Raw genomic sequence first — 24,379 nt, 5'->3', positions numbered from 1 at the left:
GTTCCGGCTGCCAAACGAAAGTCTTGACCGAAAGTCCTGCGATTGCTCGATGTTCCCCAATTGACCGCCGACGAGATCCTGGCCCGTGTGCTCCACCGCGACGGCCTGATGCTGATCATCGACAAGCCGGCCGGTCTTCCCGTGCATCGCGGCCCCAAGGGCGGCCCCAATCTGGAGGATTCCTTCGACGCGCTCCGGTTCGGCCTGCCGCGGCCGCCGGTGCTGGCCCACCGGCTGGACAAGGACACCTCCGGTTGCCTCGTGCTCGGCCGCCATCGCAAGGCGACGGCGTCGCTCGGCCTGCTGTTCAAGCACGGCAAGATCGGCAAAACCTACTGGACCGTGGTCGAGGGCGGCCCCACCGAGGACGAAGGCACCATCGACATGCCGCTCGGCCGGCTCAATGCCGAGCGCGGCTGGTGGCAGAAGCCGGATCCGGACGGGCAGAAGGCGATCACCAACTGGAAGGTGATGGGCCGGGGCGACGGTTTCACCTGGCTCGCCATGGAACCGGTGACCGGGCGGACCCATCAATTGCGGGTGCATTCGGCCGCATCCGGCTGGCCGATCTTCGGTGATAACATTTACGGCAACGGCCCGCGCTTCGGCGAGCCGAAGCTTCACCTGCATTCCCGCGAGATCGTGGTGCCGATCTCCCGGAACAAGGAGCCGGTCCGCGTGGTCGCGCCCGCCCCGCCGCATATGCATGAGAAGCTCAGGGCGTGCGGGTGGAACGGGGAATAGCGGCGCTGTCGCTTAACCTCTCCCGCTTGCGGGAGAGGTCGCGCCGAAGGCGCAGGTCATTGCCCATGGTTTACGAAACCTTCAGCGCTCGCCTCTAATGATAGCGGTTGCTTAGAACAAGCTTCCGTCAATCCGCTCAGGACGAGCCGCGCGTCATGTCCAAGGCCGAGCTATCGATCATCGACGAGGTCGAATCCGCAATCCGGATGGGCTCGGCGGAAAAGGGCCTGGAAACCGCCCGGCGCGTCACCGACCTGTTCCTCTCCTCCGCCGGCAGTTTCGACGACGAGCAGATCGCGCTGTTCGACGACGTGCTCGAGCGCCTGATCCGCACCATCGAGCTGCGCGCCATTGCCGACATCGGCGCGCGCGTCGCCCTCGCCGAGATCAGCGCGCAGCTCGCGCCGATCGCGCAGGCGCCGCCCTCCGTGATCCGCCGCCTCGCCAACAACGACGAAATTCGTATCGCCGGTCCCGTGCTGCAGGAATCCGCGCGCCTCGACGATGGCGAGCTGGTCAGGATCGCCTCCAGCAAAAGCGAGCCGCATCTGCTCGCGGTCGCCGGACGCTGGTGGCTGAAGGAGATCGTCACCGACGCGCTGCTGGCGCGGCGCTATCCCAGCGTCAGCCGCCGCCTCGCCGCCAATCCGGGTGCGCGCGTGTCGGGCAACGGATTTGCCATCATCGTCGGACAGGCCGAGGGCGATCCCGAGCTCGCCGTCAATGTCGGCGTCCGCGTCGATTTGCCGTCGGAGCTGCGCCGGCAATTGCTGCGCTCGGCAACGGATGCGGTGCGCACCCGCCTGCTGTCGCGCGCGCCGCCGCATCTATTCGAGGAAATCCAGAGCGCGATCACGGCCGTCACCGTCGGCGTCGAGCGCGAGATGTCTGCAGTCCGCGACTTCGAAGGCGCCAAGCGGGCGATCGCCAATCTCAAGGCGGCCGGCCAGCTCAACGAGGCGACGCTGCTCGGCTTCGCCACGCAGCGGCGCTATGAGGAGACCGTCGCGGCGCTGGCCGCGCTGTCTGGCTCGACCGTCGAGGTGATTCGCCCGCTGATGCAGAGCCTGCGCGACGACGGCCTGCTGGTGCCGTGCAAAGCGGCGCAGCTCCGCTGGGAAACCACGGCCGCCGTGCTCGAAAGCCGCTATGCCACCGGCGCGATGAAGTCGGCCGACCTTGCCAGAGCGCAGGGGCATTTTGCGCGGATGACGCCGGAGAACGCGCGGCGGACGCTGCGGTTCTGGCAGGTCAGGGCGCAGTAGGGCGCGCTGCACCCTCGGTGTCGTCCCTGCGAACGCAGGGACCCATAACCACAGGGAGAGGTTTGGCGACGACTAGCCGTTGCTCTGCTTCGTTGGGACAAGCACCGTTTTCGACCGATAGATCGCGCGGTATGGGTCCCTGCGTGCGCAGGGACGACGTTGAGGATAGAGCGCGGCGAAATTCCTCGCAGCCGGATTACGCGGTCAGCCGCTCACCATCACTGCCGGCGATCCTCAGCGGCACGACGCTCCCCACACGCTCGCCCGCGACCGCCACCGGCAGATAATGCTCCGTCCGCCCCTGCCCGTCGCTCTCGATCAGCACCTCGCGCGTTGCGCCGATCTCGGCTTGCAGCCTCCGACGCAGGGCCACTTCACCGGCTGCACGCAGCCGCTTCGCGCGCTGCTTGATCGCACCACCCGCGACCTGCGGCATGCGCGCGGCCGGCGTGCCGGGGCGTGGCGAGTACGGGAAGACGTGCAGGAAGGTGAGGCCGCATTCCTCGACGAGATCGAGCGAGCGCGAAAACATCTCCTCGGTCTCGGTCGGAAAGCCCGCGATGACGTCGGCACCCAGCGCAATGTCCGGGCGGAGGCGGCGGACCTGTTCGCAGAACGCGATCGCTTGCTTCCGCGAATGCCGCCGCTTCATGCGCTTCAGGATCATGTCGTCGCCTGACTGTAGCGACAGATGCAGATGCGGCATCAGCCGCGCATCGTCGGCGATGGCATCGAGCAGATCGCTGTCGGCCTCGATCGAATCGATCGAAGAGATGCGCAGGCGCTTCAACTCCGGCACATGCCGCAGGATCTGCTTGGTCAGCATGCCGAGCTTTGGTGCGCCCGGCAGGTCCGTGCCGTAGCTGGTGAGATCGACGCCGGTCAGCACGATCTCGGCATGACCGCGCTCCGCCAGCGTCCGCACCTGATCGACCACCGCACCCATCGGCACCGAGCGTGAATTGCCGCGGCCATAGGGGATGATGCAGAAGGTGCAGCGGTGGTCGCAGCCGTTCTGCACCTGCACGAACACGCGCGGCAGGCCGCTCGCAAAGCCGTCGATCAGATGCGGCGCCATCTCCTTGACCGACATGATGTCGCTGACGGCGATCTTTTCGCTGGCGTCGATGTCGAACGCGTCGCGGGTCTGGCGCCACGCATCACTACGCAGCTTGTCGTCATTGCCGACGACGCGATCGACCTCGACCATCTCGGCGAACATCGCGCTCTGCGTCTGCGCCGCGCAGCCGGTGACGACGATGCGCGCTTCCGGCCGCTCACGCTTCAGCTTGCGGATCGACTGCCGCGCCTGCGCCACCGCTTCGTTGGTGACGGCGCAGCTGTTGATGACGATGGTGTCGGACAGGCCCGCGCCCTCGGCCTCACGGCGGATCACCTCGGCCTCGAAGGCGTTGAGGCGGCAGCCGAAGCTGACGACGTCGACGGTCATTACCCGACCGGCGCGAACAGCGCCGGATCGAAATTGCCTTCATATTCGAAGGTCGCCGTGCCGGTCATCAGCACGTGGTCGTCGCGCTCGCGCCATTCGATGCCGAGCTTGCCGCCGGGCAGCGTAATCTCGACATTGCGCTCCGCGCGCTTCAGCCGCGCAGCAGCAACGGCAGTCGCGCAGGCCGCCGAACCGCAGGCCCTGGTCAGGCCGGCACCGCGCTCCCAGGTACGGATGGTGATGTGCTCGCGATCGACGATATGTGCCAGCGTGATATTGGCGCGCTCGGGGAAGATCGGGTGGTTTTCCAGCAGCGGACCGAAGCGGCCGAGGTCGTAGGCGTTGACGTCGTCGACCCAGAACACCGCGTGCGGATTGCCCATGCTCACCGCCGAGGGCGAATGCAGGATCGGATTGTCGATCGGGCCGATCTGCAATTCGATGTAGCGGGTGTCGCGAAACTCTTCAGCGAGCGGAATGTCCTGCCAGCCGAACTTCGGCGCGCCCATGTCGACTGTGTAGAGATCGGGCGCCGGACCCTGCCAGGCATTGAGCAGGCCGGCCGCGGTCTCGAACGTCGCCGTGGTCTGGCCGGTCCTCTCGAAGATCCGCCGCACCACGCAGCGCATGCCGTTGCCGCAGGCGCCGGCCTCGGAGCCGTCATTGTTGTAGATGCGGATGAAGGCCTCGGTGCCATCGAGCCGCGGCTTCTGCAGCACCATGAGCTGGTCGTAGGGCACGCCGCCTTGCGCGGACGCCACCGCACGGGCATCGTCCGGCGTCACCGGCGAGGCAGAATCGCGCATGTCGACAACGACGATCTCGTTGCCGATGCCGTTCATCTTGGCAAATGCGTGGTTGGCCAGCGCGCTCATGAAAATTCCCGAATTTCGCCTGCCTTATATGGCGATCCTTACCGGCTTGGCCAGCCATTTGGCGCCGGCCAGGGTGGCCTGCCAGGTGAACTGCCATGACGCATCTGTCATGGGACGAATTTGGCGCTCGCGTGTTAGAACGGCGCGACTCGCGCGGACCGGGACACGCGGGCGGGCACAAGGGTGGATTTAGGCCTTGGTACACAAGGCCTTGGGGAGAATAAAATGATCAGGTTTCGTCGTCTCGCTCTGGCCGCGCTGATCCCGGCGGCGGCCATGTCGATTGGCCTGTCCAGCGCGCTGGCGCAGACCCCGAGCCCGGTACCGGCCGCATCAGCAAGTCCCTCGCCGGCCCCGTCGGCTTCGCCCGCCCCGGCCGCAAGCGCTTCGCCCGCCCCGGCCGCAAGCCCGTCGCCGGCGGCGAGCGCCTCGCCGGCCCCCGCGGCGACGCCTTCGCCCGCGGCCAGCGCCTCACCCAGCCCGGCAGCCCCGCCGCCCGCAGCCTCCGCCACGCCCGCCCCGGTGCAGACCGCCGACCCGTTCGGCCAGGAGACCACGCTCGAGGCCAAGAAGGTCGTGATGGTCAAGGGCACTGCCAATTGGGACTCGGCCTTCGACACCCTGATCGACGCATTCAAGGCGCTGAACACGCTGCTGGACAAGCAGGGCATCAAGGCATCAGGCAATTCGATGATCGTCTACACCTCGACCGACGACACCGGCTTCACCTTCCTCGCCGAGATTCCGGTCGAGCAGGATCCGAAGAACCTGCCCAAGGACATGAGCATCGGCAAGTCGCCGGAGGGCAAGGCGCTGAAATTCGTCCATCGCGGCTCCTACGACAACATGGACAACACCTATGAGGCGATCACCAATCACCTCGACGACAAGAAGCTGGAAGCCAAGGACACCTTCATCGAGGAGTACCTCACCGATCCCCTGAAGACGGCCGAGGACAAGCTGGTGATCAACGTGTTCGTGCCATTGAAGTGAGAGAGATGAAGAAGCCTGCCGTACTCGCCGCCGCTTTCGCCGCCACGCTGCTGGCAACGCCTGTGCTGGCCGACGATTTCCCCTCCGCCATCTCGGTAAGCGGCGAAGCCCATGTTTCCGCGGCACCGGACCTTGCGCAGATCGATGCCGGTGTCGCCAACGACGCCAAGACGGCGAAAGAGGCCTCCGATGCCAACAACGCGGCGATGGGCAAGGTGCTGCTGGCGCTGAAGGGCGCCGGGATCGCCGAGAAGGACTACCAGACCTCGCGCCTGTCGCTGCAGCCGCAATACGGCCAGAACAAATCCACCGGCGCCTCTCCTGTCGTCGGCTTCCGCGCCTCCAACCGCGTCACCGTGAAAATTCGCGACGTGACCAAGGTCGCCGGCATCATCGACACGCTGGTCAGCGCCGGCGCCAACGACATTGGCAACATCTCGTTCGAGGTGACGCAGGCGTCAAAACTGCTCGACGATGCGCGCGAGCAGGCGGTGGCCGATGCGCGCCGCAAGGCCGAGATCTACGCCAAAGCCACTGGCGTGACGCTGGGCGCGCCGCTGAGCGTCTCCGAAGGCAGTGGCCCGGTGCCGCTGTTCAAGGCGCGGATGGCGACAGCGCCGATGGCGGCCCCCGCCGCGGTCGCGCCGGGCGAGGAGACGCTGTCGGTGACGGTGAATGTGAGCTGGGCGATCAAGCCGAAAGAGTAGCAGACGTAAGAGGCTCACGACTCAACACAACAACGGTGTCGTCCCCGCCTAGTGCGCAATTGCGCACGGGCGCGGGGACCCATAACCACGGGGAGTGGTTGTGACGCGCAGGCGGTAACTCCGAACCCTCGCCAAACTCCGCCCTGTGGTTATGGGTTCCGGGTTCGCGACTTCGTCGCGCCCCGGGACGACAGCGGAGTAATGACGCCAAATCTCTGCTAAATCTCCACCACCTGCCCCGGCTTCATCGCGACGAACCGCTCCTGCGGAATCTTCGCGGCATCGAGCGCCTCCACGAGTGCCTTGGCTGGCGCGTCGATCGCTTCATCCGTCAGCTGGAACGTGCCGTGATGATGCCCGAGCGCGGCTTGCGCGCCGCAATCGGCCAGCGCTTTCACCGCGTCTTCCGGATTCATGTGCTGGTCGCGCATGAACCAGCGCGGCTCGTAGGCACCGATCGGCAGGATCGCGAGGCGCAGCGCCCCGTGCTTCTCGGCAACACGGCGAAAATGCCCGCCATCGCCATAGCCGGAATCGCAGACGACATAGATTTTCCCGGCCGGCGTCTCCAAGACAAAGCTCGCCCACAGCGCCTTGTTGCGATCGAACACGCCGCGCGCGGTCCAGTGCCGGGTCGGCACCAGGTGCACGGCAACGCCTTCGCCGAGCTCGACGCGATCGTGCCAGTCGAAGGCTTCAGCCTTGATGGTGCGATCGAAGCTCCGCATCGCCACGTCGTTGCCGAGCGGGGTGACCACGCGCGGGGCAAAATTCTTGGCAAGCCGCGACAGCGTCACGATATCGAGATGGTCGTAGTGCCCGTGCGAGACCAACACGACGTCGATCTTCGGCAGCTTCTCGAAAGCGATGCCGGGATCATTGTGCCGCTTCGGCCCCGCCCAGGCGACCGGCGAGACCCGCATCGACCAGACGGGATCCACCAGGATGTTGAGTCCGCCGGTCTGGATCAGCCAGCTGGCATGGCCGACGAAGGAGAGCCGCACCTTGTCGCCATCGACCCGCGCGGGCGGGATGTCGGCATGGGGGCTGGGGACCCAGTCCGGCCAGGTCTCACGCTTCCGGCCGCCGCCGAACTGCCAGCGCAGGACCTCGCCGAGCGATCGTGGCGACGCCCCGTTGGGATCGAAGAAGTGCAGGCCGTCGAAATGATCGGAGACGGGACCGTCATAGGTTTTCATACGGGACATCCAAACGGGCGGAACGCCGACCAGCGCGCCGGCCCCGGCCAGCACTCCGAACAGGCGGCGGCGGGTGATGCGCACGGGCGGCTTCAGCGATGATAGCGGAGGGAAGTCATGACCGGCTATATGGGCGGGACCGCCGAAAAAGGAACCCGTCGCCGGAAGTGGCCAGATTTCAAGGCCTTATTTCAGGGTTCGGCCCTGGCAAGGGTGCCTGGGCACCCTAACTTTCCTTGACTTTTGGGCGGGAGCGGCGTTTAACCCCGCCACTTTCTCGAAAAGGCTTTCTTTTCGACCCGCCGACCGGCCCTGGAGGCCGGAGGTCAACGCCCGACAGCGCTATGCGCCCTCGGGCGCAAAGGTGTTTGGACTTTCTTCTCCCTCGCCCCGCTCTTGCGGGGAGAGGGTCGGGGTGAGGGGCTCTCTCCGCGCGTGATGCGCGTGGATGGTCCCGTACCCCCTCACCCGCCGCGCAAGGGCGCGGCGACCTCTCCCCGCAGGCGGGGAGAGGTAAAAAAGGACAACGGCATTGTTCGACAATCTGTCGGAACGGCTTGGTGGCATTCTCGATCGTCTGACGGGGCGCGGTGCGCTGACCGAAAAGGACGTCGACGCCGCGATGCGCGAGGTGCGCCGCGCGCTGCTGGAGGCCGACGTTGCGCTCGAAGTCGTGCGCAGCTTCACCGAGCGCGTGCGCGAGCAGGCGATCGGCGCCACCGTCGTCAAGTCGGTCACCCCCGGCCAGATGGTGGTCAAGATCGTCCATGACGAGCTGGTCAACACGCTCGGCGCGGAAGGCCAGACCATCGACGTCAATGCCGTGCCGCCGGTGCCGATCATGATGGTCGGTCTGCAGGGCTCGGGTAAAACGACCACCACCGCAAAGCTCGCCCGCCGCATGGTCCAGCGCGACAAGCGCAAGGTGCTGATGGCCTCGCTCGACGTCTACCGTCCGGCGGCGATGGAGCAGCTGGCCGTGCTCGGCCGCGACCTCGACATCCCGACCCTGCCGATCGTAGCGGGCCAGCAGCCGCCGCAAATCGCCAAGCGCGCGCTGGAAGCCGGCAAGCTTGGCGGCTACGACATCGTGCTGCTCGACACCGCCGGCCGCACTACGCTCGACGAAGAGATGATGGCGGAAGCAGCCGCGATCAAAGCTGCGGCGAATCCGCACGAAGTGCTGCTGGTCGCGGACTCGCTCACCGGCCAGGACGCGGTGAACCTTGCGCGCGCATTCGATCAGCGCGTCGGCCTCACCGGCATCGTGCTGACCCGCGTTGACGGCGATGGCCGCGGCGGCGCCGCGCTCTCGATGCGCGCGGTCACCGGCAAGCCGATCAAGCTGATCGGCACCGGTGAAAAGACCGACGCGCTGGAGGATTTCCACCCCGATCGTATCGCCGGCCGCATCCTCGGCATGGGCGACGTGGTCTCGCTGGTCGAGAAGGCTGCGGCGAACATCGACGCCGAAAAGGCCGCGCGCACCGCCGAGCGCATGCGCAAGGGTCAGTTCGACCTCAACGACATGCGTGAGCAGCTGCTGCAGATGTCGAACATGGGCGGCATCAGCGGGCTGATGGGCATGATGCCCGGCATCTCCAAGATGAAGAACCAGATCGCGGCCGCCGGCATCGACGACAAGATCTTGAAGCGCCAGGTCGCGATCATCGATTCCATGACGCGCGACGAGCGTCGTCATCCCGACCTGCTGAAAGCAAGCCGCAAGAAGCGCATCGCCGCAGGCAGCGGCCAGAGCGTCGAGCACGTCAACAAGCTCTTGAAGATGCACCGGAACATGGCTGACGTGATGAAGGCCATGGGCTCGGGCAAGCGCGGCCCGCTCGCCGGCATCGCGCAGGCGATGGGCTTTGGCGGCGGCATGAAGATGCCCTCGCCGGAAGAGGTGAAGGCGCTGCAGGAGAAGATGCAGAGCGGCGGCGGACAAGGCCTGCCGAATTTGCCGAAGGATTTGCCGGCCGGTCTTCGCGGCGGCCTGCCCAACCTTCCTGGACTGACCGGGCTGAGCGGCAAGCCGACGCTGCCGGGCCTCGGCGGTTTCCCGGGCAAGAAGAAATGAGGAATTCGTCGCACGGGATCGCATCGGTCTCGCGTGACGCGGAATACCAATCAACCGAACAAAACGTACTTTGAAGGAGAACTGAATGTCCGTCGTTATCCGCCTCGCCCGCGCAGGCACCAAGAAGCGTCCCGTCTATCACGTCGTCGTCGCCGATTCGCGCTTTCCCCGCGATGGCCGCTTCATCGAGCGTCTCGGCTATTTCAACCCGCTGCTGCCGAAGGACAACGAGACCCGCCTGAAGCTCGACATGGAGAAGGTGAAGTCCTGGCTCGCCAAGGGCGCGCAGCCGTCGGACCGCGTGATGCGTTTCCTCGACGCCGCCGGCGTCAAGAAGCGCGAAGCGCGCAACAACCCCGAGAAGGCCGTGCCGCGCAAGGAGCGCAAGGCGCAGGCCGAAGCCGCCGCGAAGGCCTAAGGCCAGATCATGTCGGCGCTGGTCTGCGTCGCGCGGATCGGCGCCGCGCATGGTGTGCGCGGTGCGGTCAAACTATGGACCTTCACCGAAGATCCGTTTGCCGTGCGCCGCTACGGTCCGCTTCTCGCCAAGGACGGCAAGCGCCAGTTCGAGGTCGCAACGGCGCGCGAGGCAAAAGATCATCTGGTCGCGACGTTCAAGGGCGTCACGACCCGCGATGAGGCCGAGCGCCTCAACGGCATCGAGCTTTACGTTCTGCGCGAAAAGCTGCCCGCGACGGACGAGGACGAATATTACCATACCGATCTGATCGGGCTCGCCGCCGTCACCACCGACGGCGACGCGCTCGGCCGCGTGCTCGCGATCCATAATTTCGGCGCCGGCGACATCATCGAGATCGCGCCGCTCAAGGGGCCGACCATGCTGCTGCCGTTCTCGAACGCCGTGGTGCCCGAGGTCGACCTCAAAGGCGGCCGTGTCGTGATCGCGCTGCCGCAGGAGATCGAGGGCGATGATCAGGACGCCCCGAGTCGTCCTCGCGAAAGCGGGGACCCATAACCACGAGACGTGGTTTTGGCTAAGCTGGTGGCCCCGATCATCGCAAAACGAACTGCGGTGGTTATGGGTCCCGGGCTCGCGCTTCACGCGCCCGGGGACGACGAGAGTTGAGAGACCATGACAACCCCCTCACCCTGGCGCGCGACGGTGCTGACGCTGTTTCCGGAGATGTTTCCGGGGCCGCTCGGCGTGAGCTTGGCCGGCCGGGCACTCGCCTCCGGGCTGTGGGAGATCGAGGCGCGGGACATCCGGGCCTCCGCGACCGACCGGCACCGGAGCGTCGATGACACGCCTGCCGGCGGCGGACCGGGCATGGTGCTGCGGGCGGATGTTCTGGCGGCGGCGATCGATGCCGCCGAGATCGCTCCGGATCGGCCGCGTTTGCTGATGAGCCCGCGCGGTCGGCCGTTGACCCAGGCCCGCGTGGCCGAGCTCGCACAGGGGCCCGGCCCCCTGATCGTCTGCGGGCGGTTCGAGGGGATCGACCAGCGAGTGATCGATGCGCGGGGCCTCGAGGAGGTCTCGATCGGCGATTACGTGCTGTCTGGGGGCGAAATCGCAGCCCTGGCCCTGATCGACGCCTGCGTCCGGCTGCTGCCGGGGGTGATGGGCAAGGAAGCTTCGGGAACAGAGGAGAGCTTTTCCGACGGCCTGCTCGAATACCCCCAATACACCCGGCCGCAGCTGTTCGAGGGGGTTCCGATCCCGGAGGTTCTCACCTCGGGCGACCATGCCAAGGTCGCTAGCTGGCGGCGGGCGCAATCCGAGGCTCTAACCGAGGCCCGGCGGCCGGATTTATGGGCCCAAATCCCGCCCAAGCCCCCGAATCGGCCCCGTCGCCAAAAAACGCCAAAAAACAAGACAGACGGGTGACAAACGCTCCGGCTTGCCTTATAGGAGCGGCCACATCCGCAATGGCTGGATAAACGAATTTCGCGCAGCCCCCGTTTCCAAGGCTGGGCGCGCCGATGGAGATTTACCCATGAACCTGATCAAGCAGCTCGAGCAAGAGCAATTCGACAAGCTGTCCGCCGGCAAGGAGATTCCGGAATTCGCCCCCGGCGACACCGTGATCGTCAACGTGAAGGTCGTCGAAGGCGACCGCACCCGCGTGCAGGCCTATGAAGGCGTCTGCATCGGCCGTTCCGGCGGTGGCCTCAACGAGAGCTTCACCGTCCGCAAGATCTCCTATGGCGAGGGCGTCGAGCGCGTGTTCCCGCTGCTCTCCCCGATGATCGACTCGATCAAGGTGGTCCGCCGCGGCAAGGTGCGTCGCGCCAAGCTCTATTACCTCCGCAACCTCCGCGGCAAGTCGGCCCGCATCGTCGAGAAGCAGGACCGTCAGGCCGCCGTCGGCGAGTAAGCTTTCGCCACCAGGCAAGCTTTTCGAAAGCGCGGGGCTCGGCTCCGCGCTTTTTTGTTGCGTCAGCCGTGCGCGTCAAAGCCCTCGCGCTTCCAAATCGGCCTGCTATATATTCCTAGAATGTTTCCAGATCTGACCAGCTTCGTAAGCCCCCAGCGCATCGTCATCGACGATCGCTCGCGGCTGCCTGGCCGGTTCTTCGGACGCTTCGCGACCTCGGCAACGTCAGAGCTTACGCGCGCAGCCTAAAAGCTGCGCTGACGATTTTGTTGCCCGCGCGCTCGCCGCGCTCATCGCTTACACACAGTCTTCGGAGCTGACGCTCATGTCCAAGCCGACCACATTGTACGACAAGATCTGGAACGACCATCTGGTGCACGAAGCCGACGACGGCACCTGCCTGCTCTATATCGACCGCCACCTGGTGCACGAGGTGACCTCGCCGCAGGCGTTCGAAGGCCTGCGCGCCACGGGGCGCAAGGTCCATGCGCCCGAGAAGACGCTCGCCGTCGTCGACCACAACGTGCCGACCACCGACCGCACCAAGCCCAATCCCGATCCTGAGAGCATCGAGCAGATCAAGGCGCTGGCCGAGAACGCCAAGGAATTCGGCATCGAATATTACAACGAGTTCGACAAGCGCCAGGGCATCGTCCACGTCATCGGCCCCGAACAGGGTTTTACGCTGCCCGGCACCACCATCGTCTGCGGTGACAGCCACACCTCGACGCATGGCGCGTTCGGCGCGCTCGCGCACGGCATCGGCACCTCCGAGGTCGAGCACGTTCTGGCGACACAGACGCTGATCCAGAAGAAGGCCAAGAACATGCGCGTCACCGTCGACGGCAAATTGCCCGACGGCGTGACCGGCAAGGACATCATCCTGGCAATCATCGGCGAGATCGGGACCGCGGGCGGCACCGGCTACGTGCTGGAATATGCCGGCGAGGCGATCCGCGCGCTCTCGATGGAAGGCCGCATGACGGTCTGCAACATGTCGATCGAAGGCGGCGCCCGCGCCGGCCTCGTTGCGCCCGACCAGAAGGCCTACGACTTCCTGCGCGACCGTCCGAAGTCGCCGAAGGGCGCGGCCTGGGACGCGGCGATGCGCTATTGGGAGGGCTTGCGCTCCGACGAAGGCGCGCATTTCGACCACGAGCTGCGCCTCGATGCGGCAAAACTGCCGCCGATCGTGACCTGGGGCACCAGCCCTGAGGACGTCATCTCGGTGACCGGCATTGTGCCCGATCCCGACAAGATCGCGGACGAGGCCAAGCGCATCTCCAAGCACCGCGCGCTGAAATATATGGGCCTGACCGCGGGGACGAAGATCACCGACATCAAGCTCGACCGCGTCTTCATCGGCTCCTGCACCAACGGCCGTATCGAAGATCTTCGCGCCGCCGCCAAGATCGCGGAAGGCAAGCAGGTTGCAGGCACCGTCAACGCCATGGTCGTGCCGGGCTCCGGGATCGTGAAGGAGCAGGCCGAGGCCGAGGGTCTGGACAAGATCTTCATCAAGGCCGGCTTCGAATGGCGCGAGCCAGGCTGCTCGATGTGTCTTGCGATGAACCCGGATAAGCTGAAGCCGGAGGAGCGCTGCGCCTCGACCTCGAACCGCAATTTCGAGGGTCGCCAGGGCTTCAAGGGCCGCACGCATCTGGTGTCGCCGGCGATGGCGGCGGCAGCGGCGATCGCGGGTCACTTCGTCGACGTCCGGGACTGGCGCTAAGCCCGTCCCTGCAATTTGAACTAACCCGGCAAACGGCCGTTAATCGGCAGCGCCGACAGTGTCCTCGCGACGATCTCGCGAGGACACCTCTGATGGCCAACAAGCCTGAATATGTCGATCTGATCAGCGAGGCGACGCGCCAGCACCGCCGGCGCGCGACGCCGCTGCGCATCGTCGCCAAGCCTGAGGTCGAGGAGACCTCGAAGCTGAGCCGCTGGCCGCCGGCGATGTTTCGGCAGTGGAAGGCCGAGACGCTGATGCGGTGGAAGGCTTCGTCCTGGAAGCTGAAGGATTGGCTCTAAGTGATGGTGTCATTCCGGAGCGCCCGAAGGGCGAATCCGGAATCTCGAGATTCCGGGTCTGGCGCTTGCGCGCCATCCCGGAATGACCGCTCTAACTTATCTCACCAATAGTACCGGTACGGACGATGCCAGCGATGCCAATGGTGCCAGCGGCAGATGCGGCGCGGGCCGTAATAGGTCCAGATGATCCGGCAGCGGCGCGGATAGTGATAGTAGGGATAATAGCCGCCGTAATAATAGCGCCGGTGGAAGTGACGGTAGCCGTAATGCGGGCGATAGATCCCGTAGCGATGAAAGCCGCCGTAGCGGTGGAATCCGCCATAGCGATAGCCGCCGCCGTGAAACGCCGGCGCGGCGCGGAAGCCGCCGCCATGGAAACCACCACCATGGAAACCACCGCCGCGAAAGCCACCGAAATGTCCGCCGCCACCATGGAAGCCGCCGCCACGGAAACCGCCGCCGCCGTGAAAACCTCCACCATGTCCGCCACCACCGCCGCCATGGCGGACTTGGGTGACGAGATCTTCGGTCGCAGCTTTCGTCGCGGGTGACGTCGCCGGATTGATCAAGGTCAGCGCTTCAGCACGACGCACAGTCCCGGCCGACAGCATCAACGTCGCGGCCGCTGCGATCCCGAGCAAGCGCATCGGGCTTGCCCTGAGACCCAAACTCCTCAGCATGGACTTCTCCCTGAAACTGGACAGCGGAGTTGCGACGTTCGTAACCGGCCCGCGTCATCCCTGTTCATTTGCAGCCGCTCCCAAGATTAAGTTAGGGACAGCGACGTGAATGCCCCATGAATGAACGACGTTGCAGGCAACGCGGTGCCGCGAGGTGAGGATTCGAGATGACTGTCTACGCGATTGCGCAATTGAAGATGACGGACCGCGCGGCCTACGACCGGTATCAGGCGCGGTTCTTCGACGTGTTCAGGAAGTACAACGGACGCCTGCTCGCCGCCGATGAACATCCGCGCGTGCTCGAAGGCACATGGCCGCACGACAAGCTCGTCATGATGTCGTTTCCGGACGAGGCCGCATTCCTCGCCTTCTCGAATTCACCCGAGTACGAAGAGATATCACGCGATCGCAAGGCGGGCGCGCGAGCAACGGTGCTGCTGGTCAAGGGATTTGCGCCCGCCGGTTAGCGGATCACCAGAACGGCCCGTAGCCGAGCACGAACGGCGCGGGCACGCCGTAGGGATAGGGACGGTAGTAGACCGGCCGCGCGTAGTAGCGGGGATCGCGGCGCACGGCGGGCCGCACGATGTCATGGGCTCGCGCGTGTCGTCGCGCATCGAAAACCGCGATCCCTGCCGAGGCCTCGGGTATCGTCATCCTGTGCGCAGCGGACGCGCAGGGCAGACCGGCGGCGAGCGTGACGGCAACGGCGACTAGTGCAATCGATCTTGCCATGACCACCCTCACGAGGCCTCCGCGCTGCGCATTGAACTCGGCCCGTCAGCCCCGCCGCCAGTAGCAGCTCATATGCGGCGTGATCACGGTGCCGCTGGGCCTGTGCTCCTGCACATAGGCGACGTTGCATTCGCGGACCGCATCGGGGCCCGGGTTGTAGCGCGGATAGACGCCGTCGGGGCTGTAATAGGGCGTGACGCGCAAGCGCGCCGGAGGCCGCCTGCGCGGCGGAGGGACGTCGTCAGGCGAGGCCACCTGGGCCAGCCGGATCTCGGGGCCGGCCGTCTGGGCTTGGGCCTGACATTCGGCGCCGACAAAAAAAGTCGAAAACAACCCCATGCACAGTAGAACCGGTATCGCTGTTCCCGCCCGCATCACACCCACCACTGACCTCTGCCAACCCCTTGAAGCGCCGTACGCTCCCCGTTTTCGCGCGCGGCGTCAACGCCCCATCTATAAAGCCGGATGCATCGCCGCGGAACCCGGGTTAAGAGTGACCCATGTGGACGGAATTGAAAGCGCCCTCGCTGGCCGAGATGGAAGCGATGGCTCACGACGTATTCGAGCGCCTGCCGGCGGAGTTTCTTAAGCTCTGCGAGGGCGTGATCCTTCGCGTCGACGACTTCCCGACCGACGAGGTGCTCGACGAGATGGAATGCGAGAGCGAGTTCGACCTGCTCGGCCTGTTCCAGGGCGTCGGCCTGCCCCAGCAGAGCTTTGGCGACGTGGCGCGGCTGCCCAACATGGTCTGGCTCTATCGCCGGCCGATCCTGGACTACTGGGCCGAGCACGACGAGAGCCTCGGCCACATCGTCCGCCACGTCCTGATCCACGAGATCGGCCACCATTTCGGCCTCTCGGACGATGATATGGCCGCGATTGAGGCCAAGGCGGAGTAGAGCGGTATCGAGCCGCGGGCTCCCTAGCCTCTCCCGCAAGCGGGAGAGGGGGCGCCCTCGGCCGTGGCTTGATCCAGCCAAGCAGACGAGATCTGCCGAATTCGGCCTAGGATTCCCGCTCCGTTCGCGATAAACACCGGTTCCCTGAACCACCCCTGGGAAAGCGCAACATGGACAAGTTCACTACGCTGGAAGGCGTCGCGGCGCCGCTGAAGATCATCAATGTCGACACCGACATGATCATTCCGAAGCAGTACCTGAAGACCATCAAGCGCACCGGCCTTGGCAAGGGGCTCTTCTCCGAGCAGCGCTACAAGGACGACGGCAGCGAGAACCCGGATTTCGTCCTCAACCAGCCCGCCTATCGCAACACGAAGGTGCTGGTCGCCGGCGACAATTTCGGCTGCGGCTCGAGCCGCGAGCACGCGCCCTGGGCGCTGCTCGACTTCGGCATCCGCTGCGTGATCTCGACCTCGTTCGGCGACATCTTCTACAACAACTGCTTCAAGAACGGCATTCTGCCGATCCGCGTCTCGCAGGAAGACCTCGACAAGCTGTTCGACGACGCCGAGCGCGGCGCCAACGCGACGCTGACGATCGACCTGCCGAACCAGGAGATCCGCGGCCCCGACGGCGGCAAGGTCAAGTTCGAGATCGACCCGTTCCGCAAGCACTGCCTGATCAACGGCCTCGACGACATCGGTCTCACCATGGAGAAGAAGGCCTCGATCGACGACTACGAGGACAAGCTCAAGCGCGAGCGCGCCTGGGCCTGAGTTCGACATCCCGTTCGAGCCCCGGCGCCTGGCGCGCCGGGGCTTTTTCTTTGCCCTCGATATACCCTATAGCTTTTCCCTGATGCTGCCCGACATCGTCACCTTCTGGCACGGCCCGATGGATGCGCTGCGCCAGACCTGTCTGCGCTCGCAGCTTGCCGCTGGCCACAAGGTCACGCTCTACAGCTTCGATCCCATTCCCGGACTGCCCGCGGGCGTCGAGAACGCCGATGCCGAGGCAGTCCTGCCGCACGCGTTCTCCGAGCGCCTGCGGCCGCCGCAGCCGGACGGCAGCTGGCGCGACTGGACCACGCTTCAGTTCAGCGACTTCTTCCGCATGAAGTTGATGGCGATGGGCCTCGGTCTCTGGCTCGATGCCGATGTGGTGCTGCTGAGGCCTGTCGAGATCGATCTGGCAAAGCCGTACTTCGCCTGGGAGCGGTCGCGCCGGCTCGGCAACTCCGTGCTCTATCTGCCGCGTGGACATCAGATCGTTCGCGCCTTCGAGGCGCTGATGGAGCAGGAGGAGCTAACGCCGGAATGGCTGTCGCTGAGCCATCGCCTGAGCTTTGCGATGCGACGGCTGGGCGGCGGCTCGCAGCGCCTGTCCGATCTGCGCATCGCCATCTACGGGCCGCCGGCACTCACCATCCTCGCCAAGCGTTCGGGCGATCTTCAAAAGGCCTTGCCGAAGAAATCGTTCTACGCGGTGCATTCCGAGCCGAAGTTGTTTTTCGAGCCATCGAGCTATCTCGGCATCGTCACCGACCCCGAGGTGATCGGCCTGCACATCTCGGGCAAGGGACGCAGCAAGCAGCCGGCGGTGCCCGGCAGCCTCTATGCGTGGGCGACGGAGCGGTTCGCGTAGCGCTCCTGCTCGCGCACGGCGCTCTCGTGCCCCGGACGCGGCGCAGCGCGAAGCGGTGCGCTGCAGAGCCGGGGCCTAGCGAGTGGCGAAATGGGTCCCGGCCCAGCGGAGCAGCGTTGCACGCTGCACCGCGTCCGGGACACGAGACCTATCACCGAGGCGCCAGGCTCCAACCCTTCTCAATTTGATCCAGCGCAACGCGCCTCTGCATCATTGTGCGTAGTCTCGCTCCAAATCCACGATCCCCATGGAGCCTCGCATGAGCACCGCAAGCAGGCCGTATCCCATCGTCCAGGACCTCATCGAGTCCTTTGCCGCCTGGCTGAAGCATCGCCGCGAGATGAACGAGATGCGGCGGCTCGACCGCTCCGATTTCGACCGGATCGCGAGCGATCTCAGGATCGCGCCTGACGATCTCGAGGAATTGGTCCGCCACGGCCATCATGCCGCCGACGAGCTGCCGAAGATGCTGGAGCAGCTCGGCATCAACGCAGAGCGGCTCGGGCAGGCGCAGCCGCTGCTGCTACGCGACATGGAGCGGGTCTGCGCGCTCTGCACGCAGAAGCGACAGTGCGACCGCGACCTCACTGAGGGCACCGCCGCGGAGACCTATCACGGCTATTGCGGCAACGCCTCGACGCTGGAGTCGCTCGATCGCGCCGACCTCGCGCCGCACTGAGGCGACGCGCTCAATGCGCAACGCTCAGAAGCCGACCTTCTCGTTCACATAGAACGTGTTGAGGATGGTGACGCGGTCGCGATCGGTCTGGATCGGCGGGCGGCCGTGCCAGCTCATCCTGGTCAGGGTGTGATAGGCCTTCAGGACCACGAAGGCGTAGCCGACATTGGGCAGGAACGGGATCGTCTTCACCGGCTCGAGGCAATACGAGCCGACGTGAAACAGTCCCTTGAGCGAGGCCTGGTAGAGCGTCGTCCCCAAGGCTTCCTGGCTGGCGTCGGCCGGACAATAGAGCTGCATCGTCACGACCTTCTTGCGCGTGTCCGGATGCGGCTTGATCTGATAGCCGTCCCTGTCCACGTACACGACCGGCTTTGCCACCAACGTCAGATCCTCGGCTCTGGCTACCTTGTCGCCCTTGGCACGAATCTCCAGCCCGTCATGCAGCCGCTTCCGGATCGCCTGCTCGATGCTCTCTGACGTCAGCATGGCCGACACCGCGGCCCATGCCGGCCGCAGCGACGGCTCGATCTTGTCGACGTTCTCGCCGTAGAGGCGCAGCGCCATGCGCGTCCCGGTCCCGGTGATCGGATCGTAGCCCTGCGTGGGCACGCTCCGGATCAGGTCACGGTAGAAGTCGGCGGGAAAGAAATCGCGGAAGACGATGTGCGGAAACGGAGCCGCGGAATGATCGGCGGCCTCGATGCTGCGCACCGCGTGCGCGGTTAGTTCGTCAACCAGGTTGGCAGGAGCCGCGACTTCCGCAAGCGCCGTCATGGGGACACCTCGTCCAAGGTTGGGCCAAATATGTTCAACTGTTGCTGGAGTTAGCCTGCGACGTGGACCTGACGCAAGTCAACGGCGGCAATCGCGGCGGATATTCGCGCGGTCGTGATCAAAAAGCATCTCGGCGCCGCAGCATCAGACAAATCAAGGGATTAGCTGAGTTCCTGGCCGAAAATTCCCCTGCTCCGCCGCGCACGACGAAGCGCGTGCTCGGGCAATCTCAGCCCTTGCTCATCGCAGCGATCGCGTCCGCGATCTCGATCGTGCGGCGGGCCATGTCGGCATGCAGGCGCTCGACCATCGCGCCGTCGAGGCGGATCGCGCCGCGCGACACGTTCTCCGGCAGCTCGAACGCCGCGATGATCTTTCGCGCACGCGCGACTTCCTCCTCGGGCGGCGTGAAGATCACGTTGCAGGCTTCGATCTGCGAGGGATGAATCAGCGTCTTGCCGTCGAAGCCGAGATCGCGGCCCTGCGCGCATTCGGTGGCAAAACCGTCGGAATTGGCGATGTCGCTGTAGGGGCCGTCGAGGATCTCGAGGCCATGAGCCCGCGTCGCCAGGATGCAGTGCGTGATCATCGGAATCATCGCGGCGCGGCCCGGCAGCATGCGGATGCGCGTCTCGCGCGAGATGTCGTTCGGCCCGAACACGAATCCTGACAGCCGCGTGTTCGGATCGCGCCCGGCCGCGGCGAGTTCCTCGGCATGCAGCACCGCGCGCGCGGTCTCGATCATGGCCCAGACCTTGACGGTGGGCGCGGCGCCAAGCTCGGCCAGCTTGCGGCCGATCGTGTCGAGATCCTCGACGCTGGAGACCTTTGGAACCAGGATGCCGTCCGGCGAGGCCTTGGCAGCCATCGCGACGTCGTCGGCCCACCAGGGCGTGTCGAGGCCGTTGGTCCGGATCAAAATCTCGCGCTTGCCGAACTCCTTGGCCGCGATCGCGGCGGCAATGCCGTCGCGCGCCACCGCCTTGGCGTCGGGCGCGACGGAATCTTCGAGATCGAGGATCAGGCCGTCGGCGGCGAGATTACGCGCCTTCTCCAGCGCACGGGGGTTGGAGCCGGGCATGAACAGATGGCTGCGGCGCGGGCGGGTCATGCTACGTTCCTTCCGGTTTCCTCGTGTCTATTCTGGTCGAAGCCGATAGCACTTGGCCTGCCTATTCGAAAGGCTTGTTCGTTCCCCGGCTCTATGGTTAGGCATAGGTCATGATCACATTCCCGAAGCATTTGCTGGAAGGCTACAAGGCCTTCGCCACCCAGCGGCTGCCGACCGAGCAGAGCCGCTACCGCGAGCTGTCGGTGAAGGGGCAGTTCCCGGAAGTGATGGTGATCGGCTGCTGCGACAGCCGCGTCTCGCCCGAGGTGATCTTCGACGTCGGCCCCGGCGAATTGTTCGTGGTCCGCAACATCGCCAATCTGGTGCCGGTGTACCAGCCCGACGGCAACGCGCATGGCGTCTCGGCGGCGCTGGAATATGCGGTGACGGTGCTCAAGGTGAAGCACATCGTGGTGCTCGGCCACGCGCAATGCGGCGGCATCCGCGCCTTCGTCGACAAGATCGAGCCGCTCACGCCCGGCGACTTCATCGGCAAATGGATGCAGATGTTCATCAAGCCGGGCGAAGTGGTGGAGCAGCGCGACCACGAGAGCATGGCGCAGTTCGTCGAGCGCATCGAGAAGGCCGCGGTGTTCCGCAGCCTGGAGAACCTGATGACGTTCCCGTTCGTGCAGAAGGCCGTCGAGGGCGGCCAGATGCAGACCCACGGTGCCTATTTCGGCGTCGCGGAGGGGACCCTGTTCGTGCTGGACAAGGCGAGCAAGGAATTCAAGAGGGCGAATGGCGAATAGGGGATGGCGAATAGCCTATTCGCTATTCGCCACTCACCATTCGCCAGCTACGCCGCCTTCTTCTTCGCGCTGATCAGCTTGCGGTTGATCAAGACTTCCGCGATCTGGATCGCGTTGAGGGCTGCGCCCTTGCGCAAATTGTCCGACACGCACCAGAGCGCCAGACCGTTCTCCACCGTCGCGTCCTCGCGGATGCGGCTGATATAGGTCGCGTCCTCGCCGGCCGCCTCGTACGGCGTGGCGTAGCCGCCGGGCTCCTGCTTGTCGATGACGAGACAGCCGGGCGCCTTGCGCAGGATCTCGCGCGCTTCGTCCGCGGTGATCGGATTCTCGAACTCGATGTTGACGGCTTCGGAGTGGCCGACGAACACGGGCACGCGCACGCAGGTCGCCGAGAGCTTGATCTTGGGATCAAGAATCTTCTTGGTCTCCGCCATCATCTTCCACTCTTCCTTGGTGTAGCCATCCTCCATGAAGACGTCGATGTGGGGGATGACGTTGAAGGCGATGCGCTTGGGGAATTTCTTCGCGACCAGCTCGTCATTGGTGTAGACGGCCTTGGTCTGCGAGAACAATTCGTCCATCGCGTCCTTGCCGGCGCCCGACACCGATTGATAGGTCGAGACCACGACGCGCTTGATCGTCGCCTTGTCGTGCAGCGGCTTGAGCGCGACCACGAGCTGCGCGGTCGAGCAGTTCGGGTTGGCGATGATGTTCTTCTTCTTGAAGCCTTCGGTCGCGGCCGCGTTCACCTCGGGCACGATCAGCGGCACGTCCGGATCCATGCGCCAGGCCGAGGAATTGTCGATCACGACCGCGCCGGCGGCGCCGATCTGCGGCGACCATTCCTTCGACACCGAGCCGCCCGCCGACATCAGGCAGATGTCGACGTCGGAGAAATCGTAATGCTCGAGCGCTTTGACCTTCAGGGTACGATCGCCATAGGAGACCTCGACGCCGACACTGCGGCGCGACGCCAGGGCCACGACCTCGTCCGCGGGGAATTTGCGCTCATCGAGGATGTTGAGCATTTCCCGTCCGACATTGCCGGTCGCGCCGACGACTGCGACTTTGTAACCCATCGTTCACTCTCCGATGAAAAAGCCCGTTCCCGAAGCTGACGCTTAACCAGGAAGAGCAGCGCTTCTATGCGAGAACCGGCCCCAAGACAACGTTGGACCATGCCTGAAGGCCGTGGATGCAATCGCCTGAGGCCAGGACGGCCGAAACTCCTACCCAGCTCTATCTGGCGCTTGCAGCCTTCGCCGACGAGGTGGTCGGCACGCTCGCGCGCCTGTTTGCCTATGTGGGGGCGCTCGCCCTGTTTGCCATCCTGGCGCTGGCGGCCCTCAACCAGCTGCCTGACATGCGGGACGATGAGCCGGCCGCAAGGTCCGGCTGGAGCGTGGCCGACCGCTCGCATCCGGCCTTCGCCGTCAGCCGGCTGGATTCATCAGAAAAAACAGCCTCTTACACCATCTTCAGGCATCCCGAGGGCGGCCGCAGGGACGTGATGCGCTGGGCCGGCGAGGCGGACAAGCCTGTGGCCGAGCTCGAGATCTACCGGGAAGGCGGCGAATTCGACGTGACCCGTCCGGCGACGGCGGATCTAGCGGCCAATCTGGCCGCCCAGCTGGGCCTGGGCTCGACGACCCCGCTCGAGCAGGCCGGCCTGATCGACACCAAATTCGGCCCCGTGGCTCTGTTCCGGCCGGTCGGCACGGACAAGGCGGCGCCGTCCTGCCTCGGCTACCTCAAGCGCAACGAGGAGCCGGCGCTGCAGATCTCCGGCTTCTCCTGCCAGGGCGACACGCTGCCCGCCCGGCGCGCGGCGGTCGCCTGCCTGCTGAACCGGCTGACGCTGCTGGCTTCGGGCAACGAGCCGAAGCTGGCGGAATTCTTCGCCCATGCCGAGCTGAAGCGCCGCGCCTGCGATGGCGCTGCTGCCTCCGACTGGCTGCTGGGCGCGGCCAACGCGCAATTGCGCGGGGCGCTCTGATCGGCATCAAGTCCAAGTGGCTGGTATTGATGCAACTTTTGCCGGCCCGCACGATTATTCACCGCTGGTGTGACCCAATAGACCTAGTTGCAGCCACCCCGGCCGGGCTAGTATGGGGCGAAATCGACTGGCGGCCTGCCGCCTGAAGGGGACGTGATGAGCTCGAAATTCTCTGCGGCAACCAAATTGGCGACCTGGCTAGCGGCAGGCGCCGTCATTGCCGCGGCCTTCGCGACGCCGGCTGCGGCCGACACCAAGACCAAGCGCTATGACGAGCGCGGCCGCCCGGTTTACGGCCCGAGCGGCCCCAACGCGGTCTATCAGCAGGGCCGCACCCGCATCTATGTGAGCAAGCGCTCCTGGCTCGACGGCGGCACCGAGGTCAATCCGGGCGACCGCAAGTTCAGCGACTACGCCTTCCCGCCGGAGATCGGCTATCCGACCTTCGCACGCGAGAACAACAACCGTCCGATCGATCGCCAGCCGCTCTCGACGCCGGCCGATGTCGGCGGCTATCCGCGGAATTTCCCGCTGTACTGAGCGGACGTCAGGACCGAATCAAAAGGCCGGGCTCACGCCCGGCCTTTTTGCTTTTGCGAGGTGCCGTAGGGTGGGCAAAGGCGCTCTTGCGCCGTGCCCACGACCTCTCTCCGGTCGCAAAAATGCGTGGGCACGCTTCGCTTTGCCCACCCTACGATTCCTGTTGCTTGGGTGAGATGCGTGCGCCTCACGCGTTCGCTGCCGGATCGTACCGCCTACAAAATTCCTCGATCGCCTCGGAGCGGAAATCGCCGAGACGCTCGAAGATCAGCTCATCCGGCCAATCCCACCATGCGATGCGGCGCAGGCTCTCCGCGACGGAATCGGAAAAACGCTTGCGGATGGGGCGCGCGGGAACGCCGCCGACGATCGTGTAGGGCGCGACATCGCGGCTGACGACCGCGCCTGCGGCGATCACCGCGCCGTCGCCGACCGTGACACCTGGCAGCAGGATGGCGGCGTGACCGATCCAGACATCATTGCCGACGATCACCCGGTCGCCGCGGCGGTCCGCGAAGAAGTCGCGGTCACGCGTCGCGCCCGCCTCGTAATATTCGGGGACATAGGTGAAGCGATGCTGGGACGGCCGGCCCATCGGATGATTGGGCGCACCGATCCGCACCGAATTGGCGATGGCGGTGAATTTTCCGATCGCGGCGTCGGCAACCTCGCAATTCTCGCCGAGATAGGAGTAGTCGCCGAGCGAGGCATATTCGATGCGCGTATTGGCGAGGATCTCGCAGCGCCGCCCGATCTGCGCCTCGCGCTGGCGCACGGTTTCATGGATGATTGTTTCCGCGATCTTGGGGCGGGGTGCATCCATGAGGTAACTCCGGGAGCAGGTGCCGTAGGGCGGGCAAAGGCGCAAAGCGCCGTG

29 protein-coding genes are annotated in these 24,379 nt (G+C 65.4%); 19 read left to right on the top strand and 10 right to left on the bottom strand.

The genetic code is table 11. The features are described from left to right. The first annotated feature begins 42 nt into the window (after positions 1–42). Entirely contained in the window at positions 43–744 is a 702-nt protein-coding gene (locus WN72_RS01885) for an RluA family pseudouridine synthase (protein WP_027561846.1), read from the top strand. A 155-nt stretch (positions 745–899) separates the two neighbouring features. Further along, positions 900–2,009 carry a DUF2336 domain-containing protein gene (locus WN72_RS01880; RefSeq protein WP_027561845.1) on the top strand — a complete coding sequence of 370 codons (1,110 nt, stop codon included), beginning with the start codon at positions 900–902 and terminating at the stop codon, positions 2,007–2,009. A 196-nt stretch (positions 2,010–2,205) separates the two neighbouring features. On the opposite strand, the gene mtaB is transcribed toward WN72_RS01880, so the two are convergent. Together mtaB and dapF are read right to left on the bottom strand one after the other, a co-directional pair. After that, positions 2,206–3,459, bottom strand: a complete 1,254-nt coding sequence (gene mtaB, locus WN72_RS01875) for a tRNA (N(6)-L-threonylcarbamoyladenosine(37)-C(2))-methylthiotransferase MtaB (protein ID WP_092217836.1) — start codon at positions 3,457–3,459, stop codon at positions 2,206–2,208. Next, a complete protein-coding gene (gene dapF, locus WN72_RS01870; protein WP_027561843.1) occupies positions 3,459–4,334 on the bottom strand; it encodes a diaminopimelate epimerase in 876 nt (291 codons plus the stop codon). Before dapF ends, mtaB begins: the two co-directional genes overlap by 1 nt. 225 nt (positions 4,335–4,559) lie before the next feature. Here dapF and WN72_RS01865 point away from each other — a divergent pair, with 225 nt between their 5' ends. Together WN72_RS01865 and WN72_RS01860 are read left to right on the top strand one after the other, a co-directional pair. Then, a complete protein-coding gene (locus tag WN72_RS01865) occupies positions 4,560–5,327 on the top strand; it encodes a GyrI-like domain-containing protein (RefSeq protein WP_092217837.1) in 768 nt (255 codons plus the stop codon). A 5-nt stretch (positions 5,328–5,332) separates the two neighbouring features. Continuing rightward, complete coding sequence (locus tag WN72_RS01860; protein WP_027561841.1) at positions 5,333–6,034, top strand: SIMPL domain-containing protein; 702 nt, start codon at positions 5,333–5,335, stop codon at positions 6,032–6,034. Between the two features lie 218 nt (positions 6,035–6,252). Here the strand turns inward: WN72_RS01860 and WN72_RS01855 are convergent, their stop codons facing one another. Then, positions 6,253–7,317, bottom strand: coding sequence for an MBL fold metallo-hydrolase (locus WN72_RS01855; protein WP_167381008.1), 1,065 nt, complete (start codon positions 7,315–7,317; stop codon positions 6,253–6,255). A gap of 448 nt (positions 7,318–7,765) precedes the next feature. Here WN72_RS01855 and ffh point away from each other — a divergent pair, with 448 nt between their 5' ends. The 7 genes from ffh (at position 7,766) to WN72_RS01820 (ending at position 13,686) form a co-directional block, all read left to right on the top strand. Next, positions 7,766–9,313: a signal recognition particle protein gene (gene ffh, locus WN72_RS01850; RefSeq protein ID WP_027561839.1), complete on the top strand. Its 1,548-nt coding sequence runs from the start codon at positions 7,766–7,768 to the stop codon at positions 9,311–9,313. Positions 9,314–9,398: 85 nt separating this feature from the next. Then, on the top strand, positions 9,399–9,731 hold the full coding sequence (gene rpsP, locus WN72_RS01845) for a 30S ribosomal protein S16 (RefSeq protein WP_027561838.1): 333 nt from the start codon (positions 9,399–9,401) through the stop codon (positions 9,729–9,731). Between the two features lie 9 nt (positions 9,732–9,740). Continuing rightward, the gene (gene rimM / locus WN72_RS01840) at positions 9,741–10,289 is read left to right on the top strand and encodes a ribosome maturation factor RimM (protein WP_027561837.1); all 549 of its coding nucleotides are present in this window, start codon (positions 9,741–9,743) and stop codon (positions 10,287–10,289) included. Positions 10,290–10,406: 117 nt separating this feature from the next. Continuing rightward, a complete protein-coding gene (gene trmD, locus WN72_RS01835; protein WP_027561836.1) occupies positions 10,407–11,162 on the top strand; it encodes a tRNA (guanosine(37)-N1)-methyltransferase TrmD in 756 nt (251 codons plus the stop codon). A gap of 109 nt (positions 11,163–11,271) precedes the next feature. After that, positions 11,272–11,652 carry a 50S ribosomal protein L19 gene (gene rplS / locus WN72_RS01830; RefSeq protein ID WP_027561835.1) on the top strand — a complete coding sequence of 127 codons (381 nt, stop codon included), beginning with the start codon at positions 11,272–11,274 and terminating at the stop codon, positions 11,650–11,652. 325 nt (positions 11,653–11,977) lie between these two features. After that, the gene (gene leuC / locus WN72_RS01825) at positions 11,978–13,384 is read left to right on the top strand and encodes a 3-isopropylmalate dehydratase large subunit (protein ID WP_092217839.1); all 1,407 of its coding nucleotides are present in this window, start codon (positions 11,978–11,980) and stop codon (positions 13,382–13,384) included. 92 nt (positions 13,385–13,476) lie between these two features. Continuing rightward, positions 13,477–13,686 carry a hypothetical protein gene (locus WN72_RS01820; protein WP_027561833.1) on the top strand — a complete coding sequence of 70 codons (210 nt, stop codon included), beginning with the start codon at positions 13,477–13,479 and terminating at the stop codon, positions 13,684–13,686. A 101-nt stretch (positions 13,687–13,787) separates the two neighbouring features. Here WN72_RS01820 and WN72_RS01815 read toward each other — a convergent pair whose 3' ends face one another. After that, entirely contained in the window at positions 13,788–14,366 is a 579-nt protein-coding gene (locus WN72_RS01815) for a hypothetical protein (RefSeq protein WP_092217840.1), read from the bottom strand. A 167-nt stretch (positions 14,367–14,533) separates the two neighbouring features. On the opposite strand from WN72_RS01815, the gene WN72_RS01810 reads away from it, so the two are divergent. Further along, positions 14,534–14,833 (top strand): DUF1330 domain-containing protein, encoded by a 300-nt coding sequence (locus WN72_RS01810; RefSeq protein ID WP_092217841.1) that lies wholly within the window; start codon positions 14,534–14,536, stop codon positions 14,831–14,833. Positions 14,834–14,837: 4 nt separating this feature from the next. Here the strand turns inward: WN72_RS01810 and WN72_RS01805 are convergent, their stop codons facing one another. After that, complete coding sequence (locus WN72_RS01805; RefSeq protein ID WP_027561830.1) at positions 14,838–15,101, bottom strand: hypothetical protein; 264 nt, start codon at positions 15,099–15,101, stop codon at positions 14,838–14,840. Positions 15,102–15,146: 45 nt separating this feature from the next. Beyond that, the gene (locus WN72_RS01800) at positions 15,147–15,440 is read right to left on the bottom strand and encodes a hypothetical protein (RefSeq protein ID WP_027561829.1); all 294 of its coding nucleotides are present in this window, start codon (positions 15,438–15,440) and stop codon (positions 15,147–15,149) included. Positions 15,441–15,601: 161 nt separating this feature from the next. On the opposite strand from WN72_RS01800, the gene WN72_RS01795 reads away from it, so the two are divergent. The 4 genes from WN72_RS01795 (at position 15,602) to WN72_RS01780 (ending at position 18,323) form a co-directional block, all read left to right on the top strand. Further along, positions 15,602–16,000 carry a metallopeptidase family protein gene (locus WN72_RS01795; protein ID WP_027561828.1) on the top strand — a complete coding sequence of 133 codons (399 nt, stop codon included), beginning with the start codon at positions 15,602–15,604 and terminating at the stop codon, positions 15,998–16,000. A 170-nt stretch (positions 16,001–16,170) separates the two neighbouring features. Next, the gene (gene leuD, locus WN72_RS01790) at positions 16,171–16,776 is read left to right on the top strand and encodes a 3-isopropylmalate dehydratase small subunit (protein ID WP_027561827.1); all 606 of its coding nucleotides are present in this window, start codon (positions 16,171–16,173) and stop codon (positions 16,774–16,776) included. 82 nt (positions 16,777–16,858) lie between these two features. Then, entirely contained in the window at positions 16,859–17,644 is a 786-nt protein-coding gene (locus WN72_RS01785) for a hypothetical protein (RefSeq protein WP_092217843.1), read from the top strand. A gap of 259 nt (positions 17,645–17,903) precedes the next feature. Continuing rightward, positions 17,904–18,323, top strand: a complete 420-nt coding sequence (locus tag WN72_RS01780) for a DUF6455 family protein (RefSeq protein ID WP_027561825.1) — start codon at positions 17,904–17,906, stop codon at positions 18,321–18,323. A gap of 24 nt (positions 18,324–18,347) precedes the next feature. On the opposite strand, the gene WN72_RS01775 is transcribed toward WN72_RS01780, so the two are convergent. Both WN72_RS01775 and WN72_RS01770 read right to left on the bottom strand, forming a co-directional pair. Next, positions 18,348–19,100, bottom strand: coding sequence for a hypothetical protein (locus WN72_RS01775; protein ID WP_027561824.1), 753 nt, complete (start codon positions 19,098–19,100; stop codon positions 18,348–18,350). 229 nt (positions 19,101–19,329) lie between these two features. Continuing rightward, on the bottom strand, positions 19,330–20,211 hold the full coding sequence (locus WN72_RS01770) for an HpcH/HpaI aldolase/citrate lyase family protein (RefSeq protein WP_027561823.1): 882 nt from the start codon (positions 20,209–20,211) through the stop codon (positions 19,330–19,332). A gap of 110 nt (positions 20,212–20,321) precedes the next feature. Between WN72_RS01770 and WN72_RS01765 the strand changes: the two genes are divergently transcribed. Then, positions 20,322–20,963: a carbonic anhydrase gene (locus tag WN72_RS01765; RefSeq protein ID WP_027561822.1), complete on the top strand. Its 642-nt coding sequence runs from the start codon at positions 20,322–20,324 to the stop codon at positions 20,961–20,963. A 47-nt stretch (positions 20,964–21,010) separates the two neighbouring features. On the opposite strand, the gene WN72_RS01760 is transcribed toward WN72_RS01765, so the two are convergent. Then, entirely contained in the window at positions 21,011–22,045 is a 1,035-nt protein-coding gene (locus tag WN72_RS01760) for an aspartate-semialdehyde dehydrogenase (protein WP_092217844.1), read from the bottom strand. Positions 22,046–22,161: 116 nt separating this feature from the next. Between WN72_RS01760 and WN72_RS01755 the strand changes: the two genes are divergently transcribed. Beyond that, positions 22,162–22,962: a hypothetical protein gene (locus WN72_RS01755; protein ID WP_027561820.1), complete on the top strand. Its 801-nt coding sequence runs from the start codon at positions 22,162–22,164 to the stop codon at positions 22,960–22,962. 156 nt (positions 22,963–23,118) lie between these two features. Then, positions 23,119–23,502 carry a hypothetical protein gene (locus tag WN72_RS01750; protein WP_027561819.1) on the top strand — a complete coding sequence of 128 codons (384 nt, stop codon included), beginning with the start codon at positions 23,119–23,121 and terminating at the stop codon, positions 23,500–23,502. Positions 23,503–23,689: 187 nt separating this feature from the next. On the opposite strand, the gene WN72_RS01745 is transcribed toward WN72_RS01750, so the two are convergent. Further along, entirely contained in the window at positions 23,690–24,325 is a 636-nt protein-coding gene (locus tag WN72_RS01745) for a DapH/DapD/GlmU-related protein (RefSeq protein WP_092217845.1), read from the bottom strand. Between the last annotated feature and the right edge of the window lie 54 nt (positions 24,326–24,379).

The organism is Bradyrhizobium arachidis, from assembly GCF_015291705.1.
GTDB classification, from domain to species: domain Bacteria; phylum Pseudomonadota; class Alphaproteobacteria; order Rhizobiales; family Xanthobacteraceae; genus Bradyrhizobium; species Bradyrhizobium arachidis.
Note: the sequence above shows the minus strand (reverse complement) of the source record. Positions and strands in the feature narration are given on the sequence as shown.

Coding starts and splice junctions, on each gene's coding strand:
- WN72_RS01880 (WP_027561845.1), top strand. CDS start 900: ATGTCCAAGGCCGAGCTATCGATCATCGACGAGGTCGAATCCGCAATC.
- mtaB (WP_092217836.1), bottom strand. CDS start 3,459: ATGACCGTCGACGTCGTCAGCTTCGGCTGCCGCCTCAACGCCTTCGAG.
- dapF (WP_027561843.1), bottom strand. CDS start 4,334: ATGAGCGCGCTGGCCAACCACGCATTTGCCAAGATGAACGGCATCGGC.
- WN72_RS01865 (WP_092217837.1), top strand. CDS start 4,560: ATGATCAGGTTTCGTCGTCTCGCTCTGGCCGCGCTGATCCCGGCGGCG.
- WN72_RS01860 (WP_027561841.1), top strand. CDS start 5,333: ATGAAGAAGCCTGCCGTACTCGCCGCCGCTTTCGCCGCCACGCTGCTG.
- rpsP (WP_027561838.1), top strand. CDS start 9,399: ATGTCCGTCGTTATCCGCCTCGCCCGCGCAGGCACCAAGAAGCGTCCC.
- rimM (WP_027561837.1), top strand. CDS start 9,741: ATGTCGGCGCTGGTCTGCGTCGCGCGGATCGGCGCCGCGCATGGTGTG.
- trmD (WP_027561836.1), top strand. CDS start 10,407: ATGACAACCCCCTCACCCTGGCGCGCGACGGTGCTGACGCTGTTTCCG.
- rplS (WP_027561835.1), top strand. CDS start 11,272: ATGAACCTGATCAAGCAGCTCGAGCAAGAGCAATTCGACAAGCTGTCC.
- leuC (WP_092217839.1), top strand. CDS start 11,978: ATGTCCAAGCCGACCACATTGTACGACAAGATCTGGAACGACCATCTG.
- WN72_RS01820 (WP_027561833.1), top strand. CDS start 13,477: ATGGCCAACAAGCCTGAATATGTCGATCTGATCAGCGAGGCGACGCGC.
- WN72_RS01815 (WP_092217840.1), bottom strand. CDS start 14,366: ATGCTGAGGAGTTTGGGTCTCAGGGCAAGCCCGATGCGCTTGCTCGGG.
- WN72_RS01810 (WP_092217841.1), top strand. CDS start 14,534: ATGACTGTCTACGCGATTGCGCAATTGAAGATGACGGACCGCGCGGCC.
- WN72_RS01805 (WP_027561830.1), bottom strand. CDS start 15,101: ATGGCAAGATCGATTGCACTAGTCGCCGTTGCCGTCACGCTCGCCGCC.
- WN72_RS01800 (WP_027561829.1), bottom strand. CDS start 15,440: ATGGGGTTGTTTTCGACTTTTTTTGTCGGCGCCGAATGTCAGGCCCAA.
- WN72_RS01795 (WP_027561828.1), top strand. CDS start 15,602: ATGTGGACGGAATTGAAAGCGCCCTCGCTGGCCGAGATGGAAGCGATG.
- leuD (WP_027561827.1), top strand. CDS start 16,171: ATGGACAAGTTCACTACGCTGGAAGGCGTCGCGGCGCCGCTGAAGATC.
- WN72_RS01785 (WP_092217843.1), top strand. CDS start 16,859: ATGCTGCCCGACATCGTCACCTTCTGGCACGGCCCGATGGATGCGCTG.
- WN72_RS01780 (WP_027561825.1), top strand. CDS start 17,904: ATGAGCACCGCAAGCAGGCCGTATCCCATCGTCCAGGACCTCATCGAG.
- WN72_RS01775 (WP_027561824.1), bottom strand. CDS start 19,100: ATGACGGCGCTTGCGGAAGTCGCGGCTCCTGCCAACCTGGTTGACGAA.
- WN72_RS01770 (WP_027561823.1), bottom strand. CDS start 20,211: ATGACCCGCCCGCGCCGCAGCCATCTGTTCATGCCCGGCTCCAACCCC.
- WN72_RS01765 (WP_027561822.1), top strand. CDS start 20,322: ATGATCACATTCCCGAAGCATTTGCTGGAAGGCTACAAGGCCTTCGCC.
- WN72_RS01760 (WP_092217844.1), bottom strand. CDS start 22,045: ATGGGTTACAAAGTCGCAGTCGTCGGCGCGACCGGCAATGTCGGACGG.
- WN72_RS01755 (WP_027561820.1), top strand. CDS start 22,162: ATGCAATCGCCTGAGGCCAGGACGGCCGAAACTCCTACCCAGCTCTAT.
- WN72_RS01750 (WP_027561819.1), top strand. CDS start 23,119: ATGAGCTCGAAATTCTCTGCGGCAACCAAATTGGCGACCTGGCTAGCG.
- WN72_RS01745 (WP_092217845.1), bottom strand. CDS start 24,325: ATGGATGCACCCCGCCCCAAGATCGCGGAAACAATCATCCATGAAACC.